This window comes from Streptococcus infantis, assembly GCF_047465185.1.
GTDB classification, from domain to species: domain Bacteria; phylum Bacillota; class Bacilli; order Lactobacillales; family Streptococcaceae; genus Streptococcus; species Streptococcus infantis_O.
Genome location: NZ_JASHAJ010000002.1, coordinates 448825 through 465651, shown reverse-complemented (window position 1 = coordinate 465651; position 16827 = coordinate 448825). Strand labels below are relative to the sequence as shown.

Sequence of the window (16827 nt, the reverse complement as noted above, 5' to 3'; positions counted from 1 at the left end):
CGTCGGGCTCATAACCCGAAGGTCGTAGGTTCAAATCCTGCTCCCGCAATATTGGCTCGGTAGCTCAGTTGGTAGAGCAATGGATTGAAGCTCCATGTGTCGGCGGTTCGATTCCGTCTCGCGCCATTTTTTAAATCATACGGAAGGGTAGCGAAGAGGCTAAACGCGGCGGACTGTAAATCCGCTCCTTCGGGTTCGGGGGTTCGAATCCCTCCCCTTCCATCCTCTACGGGCATAGTTTAAAGGTAGAACTAAGGTCTCCAAAACCTTCAGTGTGGGTTCAATTCCTACTGCCCGTGTTTAATAGTATGGCGGGTGTGGTGAAGTGGTTAACACACCAGATTGTGGCTCTGGCATGCGTGGGTTCGATCCCCATCACTCGCCTATTTTATATTATTGGGGTATAGCCAAGCGGTAAGGCAAGGGACTTTGACTCCCTCATGCGTTGGTTCGAATCCAGCTACCCCAGTTACTATTTGCCGGCGTGGCGGAATTGGCAGACGCGCTGGACTCAAAATCCAGTGTCCGCAAGGACGTGCCGGTTCGACCCCGGCCGCCGGTATAGTATTAAAGACAAGGTTTTCGGACCTTGTCTTTTTCTTTTATTTGTTGAATTTGTAACGCTGAGTTACTTAAAATTACTTATATTTTTTCTATATTTTATTATAAACTTCAATGTTTAATATTACTTTACTATATTTTTACTAAATCTTAATTTATTTCTTTATAAATTTAACTATAATAGGTCTATACCATTTACAAATTACACAGAAAGGTTTATAATGTAATTGACATAATTAATATCAGAAAAATGAATTACGGAGGTTATCATTATGCCTAAATATATTAAAGCGGATCAATTTTTCTATCCTCATGGTGTTCGCCGTGACGGTTTTCTAGAACTAGTTGATGGTAAATTTGGTAAGCATGTGGATCAAGTATCTGAGGGTGCTGAAATTATTGACTATAGTGGTTATAGTATTGCACCTGGTCTTGTGGATACTCATATTCATGGTTTTGGTGGAGTCGATGTTATGGATAATAACATTGAAGGAACGCTTCATACTATGAGTGAAGGGCTTCTTAGTACAGGTGTTACAAGCTTTTTACCAACAACTTTGACATCTTCATATGAGCAGTTATTAGCAGTAACTGAAAATATTGGGGCTCGTTACCAAGAAGCTACCGGTGCTAAGATTCGTGGTATTTATTTTGAAGGTCCTTATTTTACTGAAAAGTATAAGGGAGCTCAAAATCCAGCTTACATGAAGGATCCTCGAATGGATGAGTTTCGTGCTTGGCAGAAGGCTGCTAATGGTCTTCTTAATAAGATTGCGCTTGCTCCAGAACGTGAAGGTGTAGAAGACTTTGTACGTACTATTACTGGAGAAGGTGTTACCGTTGCTCTCGGTCATTCGAATGCAACATTTGATGAAGCTAAAAAAGCTGTTGATGCCGGTGCAAGTGTTTGGGTTCATGCTTATAATGGTATGCGTGGATTAACTCACCGTGAGCTTGGTATGGTTGGTGCTATGTATGAATTGCCACATACTTATGCTGAATTGATTTGCGATGGGCATCACGTTGATCCTAAGGCTTGTGACATCCTACTTAAACAAAAAGGTACTGAAAATATTGCTCTTATCACTGATTGTATGACAGCGGGTGGTTTGCAAGATGGTGACTACATGCTAGGAGAATTCCCAGTTGTGGTTGCAAATGGTACTGCACGTCTCAAATCTACTGGGAACTTGGCAGGTTCTATTCTCAAACTTAAAGACGGTTTGAAAAATGTTGTTGAATGGGGCATTGCAAATCCACATGAAGCAGTTATGATGGCCAGTCTCAACCCAGCAAAATCAGTTCATATTGATGACGTTTGTGGACAAATTCGCGAAGGCTACGATGCTGACTTTATCGTTCTTGATAAGGATTTGGAATTGGTAGCAACTTACCTTGATGGTGAAAAACGTTATCAAGCATAGAAACATAAAGCAGTGACTAGTTTTAGTTGCTGCTTTTATTTTGATAATTTATAGATTGATTTAGTCGAAGAAAAATACTCTAAGGTTATTGTTGAAAACGAGCAAATTTCTTTCATTGTTCTTAAAATTTCGCTATAATATACGATACAAAGGAAATGAAACTATGTATCGAGTTATAGAAATGTACGGGGATTTTGAACCTTGGTGGTTCATAGAAGGATGGGAAGAAGACGTCATTAGTAGTAAGAAATTTGAAAATTACTATGATGCCTTGAAGTATTATAAATCTTGCTGGTTTGAACTGGAAAAGAAAATTCCACTATATAAAAGTCGAGGAGACTTAATGACCATATTTTGGAATCCGGAGGATAAGCGTTGGTGTGAGGAATGTGATGAATTTCTGCAGCAATATCATTCCTTGGCTTTACTGGAAGATGGTCAAGTTATACCAGATGAGAAATTCAGACCGGGTTATGAAAAACAAACTGGTTTAGAAGTCCACCGGACGTGTCGCATCAAAAAAGATGGAACAACTTTTGAATAAAGTTGTTCTTTTTTTTGTATTTTCTTCGAATAATTAACTGAGGAGGGAATATGGTACAAGCACTTGCACAAGAATTGATTAGTCTCGCAAAAAAGGATGGAGCTCAGGATATCTATTTTATTCCCAAGGACAAGGTTTATGAGTTGCATATGCGAATAGGTGATGAAAGGCGTTTGATTAATAGCTATGACTTTGAAAAGTTGGGCGCAGTTATTAGTCATTTTAAATTTATTGCGGGGATGAATGTTGGAGAAAAGCGTCGTAGTCAGCTTGGGTCCTGTGATTATCAGCATGATGGCAAGGTTTCTTCACTACGCTTATCGACGGTAGGAGATTATCGTGGTCATGAAAGTTTAGTTATTCGCCTTTTGCACGATGAAGAACAAGAATTGCACTTCTGGTTTCAAGACCTTAAGGAACTAGAAAAGGGCTTTAGGCAACGCGGCCTTTATCTATTTGCAGGACCTGTAGGAAGTGGTAAAACTACCTTAATGCATGAATTATCTAAGTCATTGTTCAAGGGACAGCAGGTTATGTCTATTGAGGACCCAGTTGAGATTAAGCAAGAAGAGATGCTGCAATTACAACTCAATGAAGCTATTGGGCTGAGCTATGAAAACTTGATAAAACTTTCTTTGCGCCACCGCCCAGATCTTTTAATCATTGGAGAAATTCGAGATAGCGAAACAGCCCGTGCTGTTGTAAGAGCGAGTTTAACGGGAGCTACAGTGTTTTCGACCATACATGCAAAGAGTATTCGTGGGGTCTATGAGCGTCTTTTAGAACTTGGTGTCAGTGAAGATGAACTCGCAGTTGTTTTACAAGGTGTTTGCTACCAGAGACTAATCGGGGGAGGAGGAATTATTGATTTTGCAAACCAAAATTATTCAGAACACCAGGCAGAAAAGTGGAATGAGCAAATTGATCAGCTTCTTAAAGATGGACATATCACTGCCCTTCAAGCTGAAACGGAGAAAATTAGCTACCAGTAAGCAGAAGAAAATTATCACTCTCTTTAACAATTTGTTTTCTAGTGGTTTTCACTTGGTAGAAATCATTTCCTTTCTAGATAGAAGTCTCTTGTTGGAAAAGGAATATGTATCGCAGATGCGCCTAGGGCTCTCGCAAGGGAAGTCTTTCTCGGAAATGATGGGGAATTTAGGTTTTTCGAGTGCGATTGTCACGCAACTTTCGCTGGCTGAAGTTCATGGGAATCTCCATTTGAGTTTGGGGAAAATTGAAGAATATTTGGATAACCTTGCTAAGGTCAAGAAGAAGTTAATTGAAGTTGCGACCTACCCAATTATTTTGCTAGGCTTCTTACTAATCATTATGTTGGGCTTGCGGAATTATCTCTTGCCCCAACTGGATAGTAGTAACATAGCTACTTTAGTGATTAGTAACTTGCCACAGATTTTTCTTGGGCTTGTTCTAGCGTTAGGTCTACTATCTTTAACAGGACTGATATTCTACAGAAAATCTAAGAAGATACAAGTCTTTTCTTTTCTAGCTAGAATCCCCTTTCTAGGTGTATTTATCCAGTATTATCTAACTGCCTATTATGCTAGAGAATGGGGAAATATGATTGGACAAGGTTTAGAGTTGGCACAGATTTTCCAGATGATGCAAGAGCAAGGGAATCCTCTTTTTAAGGAAATTGGATACGATTTAGATCAAGCCTTGCAAAATGGGCATGAATTTTCGAAAGTTGTGCAACATTATCCTTTCTTTAGAAGAGAGTTGGGTTTAATCATTGAATACGGAGAGGTTAAATCCAAGTTGGGAAGCGAATTGGAAATATATGCGGAAAAAACTTGGGAATCCTTCTTTACCCGAGTCAATCGGACCATGAACCTTGTTCAACCACTGGTCTTTATTTTTGTAGCCCTGCTAATCGTTTTATTGTACGCAGCCATGTTGCTGCCAATGTATCAAAATATGGAGGTAAATTTTTAGATGAAAAAAATGATGATGAAATTAAAAAAAGCCACGGTAAAAGGGTTCACTCTGGTAGAAATGTTAGTGGTCCTTCTTATCATTAGCGTCCTACTCTTACTGTTTGTGCCAAACTTAACTAAGCAAAAGGATGCAGTCAATGATAAGGGGAAAGCAGCTGTTGTCAAGGTAGTAGAAAGTCAGGCTGAACTCTATAGTCTGGATAAAAATGAAGATGCTAGTCTAGGTAAATTACAGGCAGATGGACGCATTACTGCTGAGCAAGCAAAAGCCTATAAAGAGTATCATGCCAAGCAAAATAAGAGTCAGTCAGTTGCAGATTAGGGCCTTTACCATGCTAGAAAGTTTATTGGTCTTAGGAATAGTCAGCCTGTTAGCCTTGGGTTTGTCAAGTTCAGTTCAATCAACTTTTGCAGCTGTGGAAGAACAGATTTTCTTTATGGAGTTTGAGGAACTTTATCGAGAAACACAGAAGCGAAGTCTGGCTAGTCAGCAAAAGATGAACTTAATGCTAGAAGAGAGAAGTATTGGGAATGGCTATCAGAAATTAGCCATCCCTAAAGGCATTCAATTGCAGTCCAATCAGTCAATTACCTTTGATAAGGCTGGAGGGAATTCGTCTCTAGCTAGCGTGAGATTTCAAACAAGGAAAGAAGTGGTTCGCTACCAACTATATCTAGGAAATGGAAAGATTAAACGTATTCAAGAAGCAAAAAATTAAGGCTGTTATTCTACTAGAGGCAGTGATTTCACTAGCCATTTTTGCCAGTATAGCAACCCTCTTGCTGGGACAAATTCAAGAAAGTAGAAAAAGAGAAGTAGAACTTCTAAAACAGGAAGAAGTTTTGCGAGTGGCACGTATGGCGTTGCAGACTGGACAAAAGCAGTTGACTGTCAATGGCCTTACGATTCATGTTGTCTCGAATGAGCGAGGTTTGGAGGTATACCATGGAACGGAGAAATTACTGGCGATTCAAGACAAGTAGGGTCAGAGCTTTTACACTTTTAGAATCCTTAGTTGCCCTTATCGTTATTAGTGGTAGCTTACTCCTCTTTCAAGCTATGAGTCAGCTCTTGGTTTCAGAGATTCGCAACCAGCAGAGAAGTGAGCAAAAAGAGTGGCTCTTATTTGTGGATCAGCTGGAAGGAGAGCTGAATCGAGCCCAATTTGAAAAAGTGGAGAATGATAGGCTTTACCTCAAACAGGACGGCAAACCCATTTCCATGGGTAAATCAAAGTCAAATGATTTCCGGAAAACAGATGCCAGTGGACGTGGTTATCAACCCATGGTCTACGGTCTAAAATCAGCTCGAATTCAAGAAAAAGGGCAGGATCTGCACTTTCACTTTCAGTTTGAAAAGGGACTAGAGAGGGAATTTATCTATCGTGTTGAAAAAGAAAAAAGTTAGAGCAGGAGTTCTCCTATACGCTATCACTATTGCTGGAATTTTTAGTCTTTTGTTGCAGTTTTATCTAAATCGGCAACTAGCACATCATCAGGATTATGCCTTAAATAAAGAAAAACTTCTTGCATTTGCTATGGCTAAGAGAACCTATGAAAAAGCTTCTTCTGAAAATGGAGAGCAGTCATTTAATGTAGGGAAGTCAACTTATCGAAATGACGAAAAATTCTTCACAACGACTATTGACACAGGAAAAAATCAGTTTGAATTTCACTTTTCTCCTTTAAAAAAGACCGGTCAAAAGTCTGAGAAAACAGAAAACAAGTCTAAAGAAGGAAATGAGGAGAAAACAGAAGAAGGGAGCAAAAAAGAGACTGCTAGATCTTCCAAATTAGCACCTTCAAAGAACGACACAGAGTAGTTTGGGCGAGGTTTTTACCTGAAATCATGCTATAATAGATACATATGGAGGACCAAAAATGGCAAGTGTAAAATTGTATCTAGTGCGTCATGGGAAAACAATGTTTAATACGATTGGGCGTGCTCAAGGCTGGAGTGATACTCCTTTAACAGCTGAAGGTGAGCGAGGTATTCACGAATTGGGAATTGGTTTGCGTGAGTCAGGCTTAACCTTTGAGCGTGCTTACTCGAGTGACTCAGGACGTACCATCCAGACTATGGGAATTATCCTTGAGGAACTAGGTTTAACAGGGCAAATTCCTTATCGTATGGATAAGCGAATCCGTGAATGGTGCTTTGGTAGTTTTGATGGTGCTTATGATGGGGACCTATTTATGGGCATCATTCCTCGTATCTTTAATGTCGATCATGTGCATCGTTTGTCCTATGCGGAGCTAGCTGAAGGCTTGGTCGAAGTGGATACTGCAGGCTGGGCTGAAGGATGGGAAAAGCTAAGTGGTCGTATCTGGGAAGGTTTTGAAGCCATTGCCAAGGAAATGGAAGCCAATGGTGGAGGAAATGCCCTGGTAGTCAGCCATGGAATGACTATTGGTACCATTGTTTACCTCATTAACGGCATGCATCCACATGGTCTTGATAACGGAAGTGTGACGATTCTTGAGTACGAAGATGGTCAGTTTTCAGTAAAAATTGTTGGGGACTGTAGCTACCGTGAAATTGGACGAGTTAAGCTAGACGAGCAAGATAGTTCAGAACAATAAAATTCAGCACTAAATTTAGAAGAATTTTTAAAGGATTGATAGAATGCTAATGTCGTGTTTGCACAAGCTTCTGAGAGCTGAGTGCTTTGACAATAGCATTCTTTTTTGTTAGAATAGTATCAACATGAAAGCATAAGAAGGGACTGACAGAACTGTCGTCCCCTTTTGTCTATCTTATAAGGGGGAAATATGCTGTTTCAGAAAATAAAAGCCTATAAATGGCAGGCCCTGGCTTCCTTGGTTATGACAGGTCTAATGGTAACGAGTTCACTCTTGCAACCACGTTATTTGCAGGAGGTTTTAGAGGCCCTACTAACAGGTGATAATGAAGCTATTTATACTATCGGTTTTTGGTTAATTCTTGTTGCCTTGATTGGTTTGGTTGCAGGTGGGATCAATGTAGTGTTAGCAGCTTACATTGCTCAAGGAGTTTCGTCTGACTTACGTGAAGATGCCTTTCGTAAGATTCAAACTTTTTCATACGCCAATATTGAGAAGTTTAATGCAGGGAACCTCGTTGTGCGTATGACCAACGATATCAATCAGATTCAAAACGTCGTTATGATGACCTTCCAAATCCTCTTTCGACTACCGATTTTATTTATTGGTTCCTTTATATTAGCCGTTGTCACTCTACCTTCGTTGTGGTGGGTGCTGGTTCTTATGGTCGTTTTGATCGTCGCCATGACAGGTCTTATGATGGGGATGATGGGACCGCGCTTTGCAAAATTCCAGACCTTATTGGAGCGTATCAATGCCATTGCCAAAGAAAATTTACGTGGTGTGCGCGTGGTTAAGTCTTTTGTCCGAGAAAAAGACCAGTTTGCTAAGTTTACGCAGGTATCCGATGAATTACTGGGTGAAAACCTTTATATTGGCTACGCCTTTTCTATCGTTCAACCTGTAATGATGATGATTTCATACGGGGCTGTCTTTCTTTCAATCTGGCTTGTAGCAGGTATGGCAGAGTCAGATCCGTCAGTAGTTGGTTCCATTGCTTCCTTTGTAAACTACCTGAGTCAGATTATCTTTACCATCGTCATGGTTGGATTTTTGGGGAACTCAGTTACTCGTGCCATGATTTCCCTTCGTCGTATTCGTGAAATCCTTGATACAGAACCAGCTATGACTTTCAATGATGTGGAAGATGAAGAATTGGAAGGAAGTCTCAGTTTTGAAAATGTGACCTTTACCTATCCAAATGATGAAGAACCTATCCTAAAAGATGTATCCTTCGATATCGCAGCTGGTGAAATGGTTGGGGTTGTCGGAGCAACTGGTGCAGGGAAATCAACCTTGGCTCAGTTGATTCCACGATTATTTGATCCTCAGCAAGGTTCGATCAAGATTGGTGGAAAGGACATTCGGACAGTTAGTGAAGGGACGCTTCGTAAGACAGTTTCTATCGTCCTACAAAAAGCCATTCTCTTTAGTGGAACCATCGCAGATAATCTCAGACAAGGTAAGGGAGATGCGACAGTTTCAGAAATGGAACGCGCAGCTCGCATCGCCCAGGCCAGTGAATTTATTAGTCGTATGGACTTGGCCTTTGAAAGTCCGGTTGAGGAACGTGGGACTAACTTTTCTGGTGGACAAAAACAAAGAATGTCTATTGCGCGTGGGGTTGTAAGCAATCCTAAAATCTTGATATTTGATGACTCAACTTCGGCACTAGATGCTAAGTCAGAACGCTTGGTACAAGAAGCTCTCAACAGGGACTTGAAAGGAACAACCACCATTATTATTGCGCAAAAGATTAGCTCTGTTGTGCATGCGGATAAAATTTTAGTACTTGATCAAGGTCGACTGATTGGCCAAGGAAAACATGCTGACTTGGTCGCAACAAACCCAGTTTATCGTGAGATTTACGAAACGCAAAAAGGAAAGGAGGAGTAGGATGAAGACCTTTAAATTTTTTTGGAACTACTTTAAAATTTACAAAATATCCTTTATCGTTGTCATTGCTATGATTATCATTGCAACGGTAGCCCAAGCCCTCTTTCCAGTATTTGCAGGTCAAACAGTCACAGAACTAGCTAATTTGGTTATAGCCTATCAAGACGGAAATCCTGATATGGTTTGGCAAAGTCTATTAGGACTCTTAATCAATCTTGCCTATGTTTTGATTGTACTCGTGGTGTCGAGTCTTATCTATATGGTTTTGATGAGCCGTATTATTGCCGAATCAACAAATGAGATGCGTAAGGGACTTTTTGGCAAGCTTTCTCGCTTGACAGTTTCCTTCTTTGACCGCCATCAAGATGGTGATATCCTGTCACGTTTCACCAGTGACTTGGATAACATCCTACAGGCGTTCAACGAAAGTCTGGTGTCTGTTATGACCAATATTGCCCTTTATATTGGTTTGTTGATTGTCATGTTCGCAAAAAATGTGACCTTGGCTTTGATTACGATTGCTAGCACTCCGATAGCTGTCATCATGTTGATTGTCATTTTGAAATTGGCAAGAAAATATACCAATCTCCAGCAAAAAGAGGTTGGGAAGCTCAACGCCTACATGGATGAGAGTATTTCGGGTCAGAAAGCCGTTATTGTTCAAGGTATTCAAGAAGATGTGATCGCAGGTTTTGTTGAGCAAAATGAACGTGTCCGTAAAGCAACTTTTAAGGGCAGAATGTTTTCAGGAATTCTCTTTCCTGTCATGAACGGAATGAGCTTGGTCAATACAGCTATTGTTATTTTTGTCGGTTCAGCTGTCTTACTGAATGATCAGAACATCGAGACAGCAACTGCTCTGGGTTTGATTGTCATGTTTACCCAGTTTTCTCAGCAATATTACCAACCCATTATCCAATTGGCAGCGAGCTGGGGAAGTTTGCAACTGGCCTTTACAGGTGCGGAACGTATCCAAGAAATGTTTGATGCAGAAGAAGAAATTCGTCCTCAAGATGCTCCAGTTTTCACAGAATTGCGAGAAGGTGTGGAGATTCGTAACGTGGACTTCTCCTACCTGCCAGGGAAACCGATTCTAAAAGATGTCAGCATTTCAGCTCCAAAAGGGAAAATGATTGCGGTTGTTGGTCCGACAGGGTCAGGAAAAACGACCATCATGAACTTAATCAATCGTTTTTATGATGTGGATGCAGGAAGTATCAGTTTTGATGGTAGAGATATCCGTGAGTTTGATTTAGACAGTTTGCGAAGTAAGGTAGGAATTGTCCTACAGGATTCTGTTTTGTTCAGTGGAACTATTCGGGACAATATTCGATTTGGTGTATCGGATGCTAGTCAGGAAATGGTCGAAGCAGCTGCTAAGGCTACGCATATCCATGAATATATCGAAAGTCTACCAGATAAGTACGATACTCTGATTAATGATGATCAGAGCGTATTCTCAACCGGTCAGAAGCAGTTGATTTCTATTGCTCGTACCTTGATGACAGATCCACAGGTCTTAATTTTGGATGAGGCAACATCAAACGTGGATACTGTAACAGAGAGCAAGATTCAAAATGCCATGGAAGCTATCGTGGCAGGAAGAACGAGTTTTGTGATTGCCCATCGCTTGAAAACTATTCTCAATGCAGATCAGATTATTGTCCTTAAGGATGGTGAGGTTATCGAACAAGGAAATCATCACGAATTGCTCAAGCTTGGAGGCTTTTACTCCGAACTGTACCATAATCAATTTGTCTTTGAATAATACTCTTCGAACATCTCTTCAAACCACGTCGGCGTCCCCTTGCCGTATATGTGTTACTAACTTCGTCAGTTCTATCCACAACCTCAAAACTGTGTTTTGAGCAACCTGCGGCTAGCTTCCTCGTTTGCTCTTTGATTTTCATTGAGTATAAGCAAAAAAGTTGTCCTAATTTTGGGCAACTTTTTCTGATAAAAAAATTTTATCACGGACTTAAAAAATACATATTAGACAGGAGTGGGGAAGGATGATAAGATAAGATTATCAATAGAAAAGGAAAGGAAATCAGTGATGGCAAGAACAGTTGTTGGAGTAGCGGCAAACCTATGTCCTGTGGACGCAGAAGGAAAAAATATTCATTCATCAGTCTCTTGTAAATTTGCTGAGAGTATTCGTCAGGTCGGCGGACTTCCTTTGGTCATTCCGGTTGGTGATGAGTCGGTGGTCCATGACTATGTAGAAATGATTGATAAGCTCATCTTGACTGGGGGACAAAATGTTCATCCTCAGTTTTATGGTGAGGAAAAAACAATTGATAGCGACGACTATAACCTAACTCGCGACGAGTTTGAGCTAGCTCTTCTACAAGAAGCTTTGCGTCAGAACAAACCAATCTTAGCCATTTGCCGTGGCGTTCAGCTTGTCAATGTTGCCTTTGGTGGGACACTCAATCAGGAGATTGAAGGTCATTGGCAAGGTCTACCTTTTGGGACTTCACATTCTATTGAGACAGTTGATGGCAGTGTGGTGTCGAAATTATTTGGTAAAGAAAGTCAGGTTAATTCAGTGCATCGTCAGAGCATTAAAGATCTGGCACCCAATTTCCGTGTGACGGCTGTGGATCCACGTGATCAAACTGTTGAAGCAATCGAATCTATCGATGAAAATCGTATTATTGGTCTCCAGTGGCATCCAGAATTCTTGGTTAATGAAGAAGATGGCAACTTAGAATTATTTGAGTATTTATTGAATGAATTGTAACGACTAGAAATTTAGTCGTTTTTTTATTCATTGTTTACGAATCTTTATAGAATTGTATTTTTACGCAAACGTTTGAATTGTGATAAAAATCGGAAATTTTCAGTATAAAAACTTGAAAAAATTGTTAGTAAGCGTTATGATAGAAAAGAAGAAATTTTGGAGGAATACTATGTCACATATTAAATTTGATTATTCAAAAGTATTAGACAAATTTGTTGCCCCGCATGAAGTGGAGTACATGCAAGCACAAGTAACAGCAGCAGACGAATTGATCCGTAAAGGAACTGGTGCTGGTAGCGACTTCTTAGGTTGGTTGGACCTTCCTGAAAACTATGACCGCGAAGAATTTGACCGCATCTTGAAAGCTGCTGAGCAAATCAAAGCAGACAGCGATGTTTTGGTGGTTATCGGTATCGGTGGATCTTACCTTGGAGCGAAAGCTACCATTGACTTCTTGAACCACCACTTTGCAAACTTGCAAACAAAAGAAGAACGTAAAGCACCACAAATCCTTTACGCTGGGAACTCAATCTCATCTACTTACCTTGCTGACTTGGTAGAGTACGTTTCAGATAAAGATTTCTCAGTAAACGTGATTTCTAAATCAGGTACAACAACTGAACCAGCCATTGCTTTCCGTGTCTTCAAAGAACTTTTGGTGAAGAAATACGGACAAGAAGAAGCTAACAAACGTATCTACGCAACAACTGACCGCCAAAAAGGTGCTGTTAAGGTTGAGGCAGATGCTAACGGTTGGGAAACATTTGTGGTTCCAGATGATATCGGTGGACGCTTCTCAGTATTGACAGCAGTTGGATTGCTTCCAATCGCTGCGTCAGGTGCAGACATCAAAGCCCTTATGGAAGGTGCTAATGCTGCTCGTAAAGACTACACTTCAGACAAACTTTCAGAAAACGAAGCTTACCAATATGCTGCAGTGCGTAACATCCTTTATCGTAAAGGCTATGCAACTGAAATCTTGGTAAACTACGAGCCATCCCTTCAATACTTCTCAGAATGGTGGAAACAATTGGCTGGTGAGTCAGAAGGGAAAGACCAAAAAGGGATTTACCCAACTTCAGCTAACTTCTCAACAGACTTGCACTCATTGGGTCAATTTATCCAAGAAGGAACTCGTATCATGTTTGAAACAGTTGTCCGCGTTGACAAACCACGTAAGAATGTGATCATCCCTACTTTGGAAGAAGATCTTGACGGACTTGGTTACCTTCAAGGAAAAGATGTTGACTTTGTAAACAAAAAAGCGACTGACGGTGTTCTTCTTGCCCACACTGACGGTGACGTACCAAATATGTACGTGACTCTTCCTGAGCAAGATGCCTTCACTCTTGGATACACTATCTACTTCTTCGAATTGGCAATCGCCCTTTCAGGTTACTTGAACGCGATCAACCCATTTGACCAACCAGGTGTTGAAGCATACAAACGTAACATGTTTGCCCTTCTTGGTAAACCAGGATTTGAAGAATTGAGCAAAGAACTCAACGCTCGTCTATAATTGACTAAAAAGAGTGGATTTACCACTCTTTTTGCTTTTTCTCGAAAAGAGAAATTGGACTCTGGCAAGACTTGTGATATAATATAGAGAGCAAAAAGGCAGACGCCTAGAGACTTTATAGGAGAAGCTATGTCAAAAGATATCCGCGTACGTTACGCACCAAGTCCAACAGGACTACTACACATCGGAAATGCCCGTACAGCATTGTTTAACTACTTGTATGCACGTCATCATGGTGGAACTTTTATCATCCGCATCGAAGATACGGACCGTAAGCGCCACGTCGAAGACGGAGAGCGTTCACAGCTTGAAAACCTTCGTTGGTTAGGCATGGACTGGGATGAAAGTCCAGAGACTCATGAAAACTACCGCCAGTCTGAGCGTTTGGAACTCTATCAAAAATACATTGACCAACTCTTAGCTGAAGGAAAAGCCTACAAGTCTTACGTAACAGAAGAAGAGTTGGTGGCGGAACGTGAACGCCAAGAAGCTGCCGGTGAAACACCTCGTTACATCAACGAATACCTTGGTATGAGCGAAGAGGAGAAAGCAGCTTACATTGCAGAACGTGAAGCAGCAGGTATCATCCCGACTGTTCGTTTGGCCGTTAATGAGTCTGGTATTTACAAATGGCACGATATGGTCAAAGGCGATATCGAGTTTGAAGGTGGCAATATCGGTGGGGATTGGGTTATCCAAAAGAAAGATGGCTACCCAACATACAACTTTGCCGTTGTCATCGATGACCACGATATGCAAATCTCTCACGTCATCCGTGGAGATGACCACATTGCCAACACTCCAAAACAACTCATGGTCTATGAAGCACTTGGATGGGAAGCACCAGAATTTGGTCACATGACCTTGATCATCAACTCTGAAACTGGTAAGAAGTTGTCTAAACGGGACACCAACACTCTTCAGTTTATCGAAGATTACCGCAAGAAGGGTTACCTTCCAGAAGCAGTCTTTAACTTCATCGCTCTTCTTGGATGGAATCCTGGTGGAGAAGACGAAATCTTCTCTCGCGAAGAACTGATCAAGCTCTTTGATGAAAAACGCCTCAGCAAGTCTCCAGCAGCTTTCGACCAAAAGAAAATGGACTGGATGAGCAATGAGTATATCAAGAATGCGGATCTTGAGACTATCTTTGAAATGGCAAAACCATTCCTCGAAGCAGCAGGACGTTTGACAGACAAGGCTGAGAAATTAGTGGAACTCTACAAACCACAAATGAAGTCAGTGGATGAAATCGTTCCATTGACAGACCTCTTCTTCTCAGACTTCCCAGAATTGACAGAAGCTGAGCGAGAAGTCATGGCTGGTGAAACCGTTCCGACTGTACTTGAGGCCTTTAAGGCAAAACTTGAAGCCATGTCAGACGATGAGTTTGTGGTAGAAAATATCTTCCCACAAATCAAAGCAGTCCAAAAGGAAACTGGTATCAAAGGGAAAAATCTCTTCATGCCAATCCGTATCGCCGTTTCAGGTGAAATGCATGGTCCTGAATTGCCAGAGACCATCTACTTGCTTGGACGCGAAAAATCAATCCAACACATTGAAAAAATGTTGGCAGAAATTGCAAAATAGTAGATAAAAAGAACTCAAATATTGAGTTCTTTTTATATGTATACTTATTTGAAAATGCAAAGATTTTAGTGTATACTATTAATTGACAGGACAAAGAAATAAGTTAGTGAGATGGTATTTTTTCAACTAGACTCGGCTTAGTCTAACATTATTCCTAATGTTGGTCAGTCTACTTATTTTTTCTTTGCGTTTTGCTGAATAGAAGCAGAAATTCTTTTGTTCATGCAGTTACCATCCCTTACAATGACTTTGTTTTCGAACACCAGAGTTTCTCTACAAAGATTTTGGTCCAATTTATCCAGCTTTTTAGAGAAGTATATCTACTCTTTCTTCTCCAAAAATAGAAAGAAATCGGATTTGTCCTGTTACCTTGCGTTAAGCAAGGTTTTTTTGTGGAATAGTACTGGGAAATTTGCGATTTCGTTTTGGAGTGGTATAATATTAACTATCCTGATGAATAGAGGAACTCAAATGAAAGAATTTAACAAATCAATAAAATTAGAGCATGTGGCTTATGATATCCGTGGTCCAGTTTTGGAAGAAGCTATGCGCATGCGCGCAAATGGAGAAAAAATTCTTCGTTTGAATACAGGGAACCCAGCTGAGTTTGGCTTTACAGCTCCGGATGAGGTGATTCATGACTTGATTATGAATGCCCGTGATAGTGAAGGTTATTCAGATTCAAAAGGAATCTTTTCAGCTCGTAAGGCAATTATGCAATATTGCCAACTGAAAAACTTTCCAAATGTAGGTATCGATGACATCTACCTTGGAAATGGAGTTAGTGAGCTAATCGTTATGTCCATGCAAGGGCTTTTGGACAACGGTGATGAAGTCTTGGTTCCTATGCCAGACTATCCTCTTTGGACTGCTGCAGTCAGCTTGGCCGGAGGAAATGCCGTACACTATGTCTGTGATGAAGAAGCTGAATGGTATCCAGACCTCGATGATATCAAGTCTAAAATTAGTTCCAATACCAAGGCTATTGTCTTGATAAACCCTAATAATCCAACGGGGGCTCTCTATCCTAAAGAACTCTTGTTAGATATTATTGAAATTGCTCGCCAAAATGACTTGATTATTTTTGCGGATGAAATCTACGACCGTATGGTTATGGATGGGAATGTCCACACACCAGTAGCCAGTTTGGCTCCAGACCTTTTCTGCGTCAGCATGAATGGTTTGTCAAAATCTCACCGTATCGCTGGATTCCGTGTGGGTTGGATGGTCTTGTCTGGGCCTAAACATCATGTAAAAGGCTACATTGAAGGTCTCAATATGCTTTCAAACATGCGTCTCTGTTCGAATGTGCTTGCCCAGCAGGTAGTTCAAACTTCACTAGGTGGTCACCAGTCAGTGGATGAATTGCTCTTGCCAGGTGGTCGCATCTATGAACAAAGAAACTTTATTTATAATGCCATTCAAGATATCCCTGGTTTATCAGCTGTTAAGCCAAAAGCGGGTCTTTATATCTTCCCTAAAATCGACCGCAATATGTACCGTATCGATGACGATGAACAATTTGTCCTTAATTTCTTGAAACAAGAAAAGGTGCTTTTGGTACATGGACGTGGCTTTAACTGGAAAGAACCAGATCATTTCCGTATCGTTTATCTACCACGTGTCGATGAGTTGGCCCAAATCCAAGAAAAGATGACTCGCTTCTTGAAGCAGTATTGCAGATAAGGCTTTCATAGCAAAAAAGCTGGAAACATTTGTCAGAGCTATTGACAAATAAGTAAGAATCAGATAGAATAGTAAAGTATGTTTAGTAACTGATCACTTTATAGCCGGCTAAACGAATACAAAATCTATGAGGAGGTATTCATCGTGAAACGTACTTATCAACCAAGTAAACTTCGTCGTGCGCGCAAACACGGATTCCGTAACCGTATGTCAACTAAAAACGGTCGTCGCGTATTGGCAGCTCGTCGTCGCAAAGGACGCAAAGTTTTGGCTGCATAATCCAAACAAATGAAACAAAGAAGTCAGTAGGAACTCGAGCC

17 protein-coding genes and 6 tRNA genes are annotated in these 16827 nt (G+C 40.7%); all 23 read left to right on the top strand.

Going from position 1 to position 16827, the window contains the following annotated elements; all coding sequences use genetic code 11:
* Positions 1-53 precede the first annotated feature (53 nt).
* The 23 genes from QM382_RS05815 to rpmH all read left to right on the top strand — a co-directional run bounded on the left by QM382_RS05815 (position 54) and on the right by rpmH (position 16786).
* Positions 54-126: transfer RNA gene (locus QM382_RS05815), tRNA-Phe, on the top strand.
* A 15-nt stretch (positions 127-141) separates the two neighbouring features.
* Positions 142-222: transfer RNA gene (locus QM382_RS05810), tRNA-Tyr, on the top strand.
* 6 nt (positions 223-228) lie between these two features.
* Positions 229-299: transfer RNA gene (locus QM382_RS05805), tRNA-Trp, on the top strand.
* A gap of 12 nt (positions 300-311) precedes the next feature.
* Positions 312-384, top strand: a tRNA-His gene (locus QM382_RS05800).
* A 13-nt stretch (positions 385-397) separates the two neighbouring features.
* A tRNA-Gln gene (locus QM382_RS05795) sits at positions 398-469 on the top strand.
* A gap of 9 nt (positions 470-478) precedes the next feature.
* Positions 479-562: transfer RNA gene (locus QM382_RS05790), tRNA-Leu, on the top strand.
* 271 nt (positions 563-833) lie between these two features.
* Positions 834-1985, top strand: coding sequence for an N-acetylglucosamine-6-phosphate deacetylase (gene nagA, locus QM382_RS05785; RefSeq protein WP_049494536.1), 1152 nt, complete (start codon positions 834-836; stop codon positions 1983-1985).
* A 163-nt stretch (positions 1986-2148) separates the two neighbouring features.
* Entirely contained in the window at positions 2149-2529 is a 381-nt protein-coding gene (locus QM382_RS05780; RefSeq protein ID WP_414272743.1) for a DUF1033 family protein, read from the top strand.
* Between the two features lie 50 nt (positions 2530-2579).
* Entirely contained in the window at positions 2580-3521 is a 942-nt protein-coding gene (gene comGA, locus QM382_RS05775) for a competence type IV pilus ATPase ComGA (protein ID WP_414272742.1), read from the top strand.
* Positions 3469-4485, top strand: a complete 1017-nt coding sequence (gene comGB / locus QM382_RS05770; RefSeq protein ID WP_414272746.1) for a competence type IV pilus assembly protein ComGB — start codon at positions 3469-3471, stop codon at positions 4483-4485. Before comGA ends, comGB begins: the two co-directional genes overlap by 53 nt.
* The gene (gene comGC / locus QM382_RS05765) at positions 4486-4809 is read left to right on the top strand and encodes a competence type IV pilus major pilin ComGC (RefSeq protein WP_414272741.1); all 324 of its coding nucleotides are present in this window, start codon (positions 4486-4488) and stop codon (positions 4807-4809) included.
* On the top strand, positions 4772-5206 hold the full coding sequence (gene comGD, locus QM382_RS05760) for a competence type IV pilus minor pilin ComGD (protein WP_414272740.1): 435 nt from the start codon (positions 4772-4774) through the stop codon (positions 5204-5206). Before comGC ends, comGD begins: the two co-directional genes overlap by 38 nt.
* Positions 5169-5471, top strand: a complete 303-nt coding sequence (gene comGE / locus QM382_RS05755) for a competence type IV pilus minor pilin ComGE (RefSeq protein ID WP_414272739.1) — start codon at positions 5169-5171, stop codon at positions 5469-5471. The genes comGD and comGE overlap by 38 nt, the downstream gene beginning before the upstream one ends.
* Positions 5434-5895, top strand: coding sequence for a competence type IV pilus minor pilin ComGF (comGF, locus tag QM382_RS05750; RefSeq protein WP_414272738.1), 462 nt, complete (start codon positions 5434-5436; stop codon positions 5893-5895). The genes comGE and comGF overlap by 38 nt, the downstream gene beginning before the upstream one ends.
* Positions 5873-6310 (top strand): competence type IV pilus minor pilin ComGG, encoded by a 438-nt coding sequence (gene comGG / locus QM382_RS05745; RefSeq protein WP_414272737.1) that lies wholly within the window; start codon positions 5873-5875, stop codon positions 6308-6310. Before comGF ends, comGG begins: the two co-directional genes overlap by 23 nt.
* A gap of 58 nt (positions 6311-6368) precedes the next feature.
* Positions 6369-7070: a histidine phosphatase family protein gene (locus QM382_RS05740; protein ID WP_414272736.1), complete on the top strand. Its 702-nt coding sequence runs from the start codon at positions 6369-6371 to the stop codon at positions 7068-7070.
* A gap of 189 nt (positions 7071-7259) precedes the next feature.
* On the top strand, positions 7260-8966 hold the full coding sequence (locus QM382_RS05735; protein WP_414272735.1) for an ABC transporter ATP-binding protein: 1707 nt from the start codon (positions 7260-7262) through the stop codon (positions 8964-8966).
* Between the two features lies 1 nt (position 8967).
* The gene (locus QM382_RS05730; protein ID WP_414272734.1) at positions 8968-10734 is read left to right on the top strand and encodes an ABC transporter ATP-binding protein; all 1767 of its coding nucleotides are present in this window, start codon (positions 8968-8970) and stop codon (positions 10732-10734) included.
* A 288-nt stretch (positions 10735-11022) separates the two neighbouring features.
* Entirely contained in the window at positions 11023-11712 is a 690-nt protein-coding gene (locus QM382_RS05725; RefSeq protein WP_414272733.1) for a gamma-glutamyl-gamma-aminobutyrate hydrolase family protein, read from the top strand.
* Between the two features lie 169 nt (positions 11713-11881).
* A complete protein-coding gene (locus QM382_RS05720; protein WP_414272732.1) occupies positions 11882-13231 on the top strand; it encodes a glucose-6-phosphate isomerase in 1350 nt (449 codons plus the stop codon).
* Between the two features lie 129 nt (positions 13232-13360).
* On the top strand, positions 13361-14821 hold the full coding sequence (gene gltX, locus QM382_RS05715; protein ID WP_414272731.1) for a glutamate--tRNA ligase: 1461 nt from the start codon (positions 13361-13363) through the stop codon (positions 14819-14821).
* 471 nt (positions 14822-15292) lie between these two features.
* On the top strand, positions 15293-16507 hold the full coding sequence (locus QM382_RS05710) for a pyridoxal phosphate-dependent aminotransferase (RefSeq protein WP_414272730.1): 1215 nt from the start codon (positions 15293-15295) through the stop codon (positions 16505-16507).
* 144 nt (positions 16508-16651) lie between these two features.
* The gene (gene rpmH / locus QM382_RS05705; protein ID WP_000831905.1) at positions 16652-16786 is read left to right on the top strand and encodes a 50S ribosomal protein L34; all 135 of its coding nucleotides are present in this window, start codon (positions 16652-16654) and stop codon (positions 16784-16786) included.
* Positions 16787-16827 lie beyond the last annotated feature (41 nt).

Bases quoted from the DNA above. Each gene is read 5' to 3' on its own strand.
- nagA (WP_049494536.1), top strand. From the start codon at position 834: ATGCCTAAATATATTAAAGCGGATCAATTTTTCTATCCTCATGGTGTT.
- QM382_RS05780 (WP_414272743.1), top strand. From the start codon at position 2,149: ATGTATCGAGTTATAGAAATGTACGGGGATTTTGAACCTTGGTGGTTC.
- comGA (WP_414272742.1), top strand. From the start codon at position 2,580: ATGGTACAAGCACTTGCACAAGAATTGATTAGTCTCGCAAAAAAGGAT.
- comGB (WP_414272746.1), top strand. From the start codon at position 3,469: ATGGACATATCACTGCCCTTCAAGCTGAAACGGAGAAAATTAGCTACC.
- comGC (WP_414272741.1), top strand. From the start codon at position 4,486: ATGAAAAAAATGATGATGAAATTAAAAAAAGCCACGGTAAAAGGGTTC.
- comGD (WP_414272740.1), top strand. From the start codon at position 4,772: ATGCCAAGCAAAATAAGAGTCAGTCAGTTGCAGATTAGGGCCTTTACC.
- comGE (WP_414272739.1), top strand. From the start codon at position 5,169: ATGGAAAGATTAAACGTATTCAAGAAGCAAAAAATTAAGGCTGTTATT.
- comGF (WP_414272738.1), top strand. From the start codon at position 5,434: ATGGAACGGAGAAATTACTGGCGATTCAAGACAAGTAGGGTCAGAGCT.
- QM382_RS05740 (WP_414272736.1), top strand. From the start codon at position 6,369: ATGGCAAGTGTAAAATTGTATCTAGTGCGTCATGGGAAAACAATGTTT.
- QM382_RS05735 (WP_414272735.1), top strand. From the start codon at position 7,260: ATGCTGTTTCAGAAAATAAAAGCCTATAAATGGCAGGCCCTGGCTTCC.
- QM382_RS05730 (WP_414272734.1), top strand. From the start codon at position 8,968: ATGAAGACCTTTAAATTTTTTTGGAACTACTTTAAAATTTACAAAATA.
- QM382_RS05725 (WP_414272733.1), top strand. From the start codon at position 11,023: ATGGCAAGAACAGTTGTTGGAGTAGCGGCAAACCTATGTCCTGTGGAC.
- QM382_RS05720 (WP_414272732.1), top strand. From the start codon at position 11,882: ATGTCACATATTAAATTTGATTATTCAAAAGTATTAGACAAATTTGTT.
- gltX (WP_414272731.1), top strand. From the start codon at position 13,361: ATGTCAAAAGATATCCGCGTACGTTACGCACCAAGTCCAACAGGACTA.
- QM382_RS05710 (WP_414272730.1), top strand. From the start codon at position 15,293: ATGAAAGAATTTAACAAATCAATAAAATTAGAGCATGTGGCTTATGAT.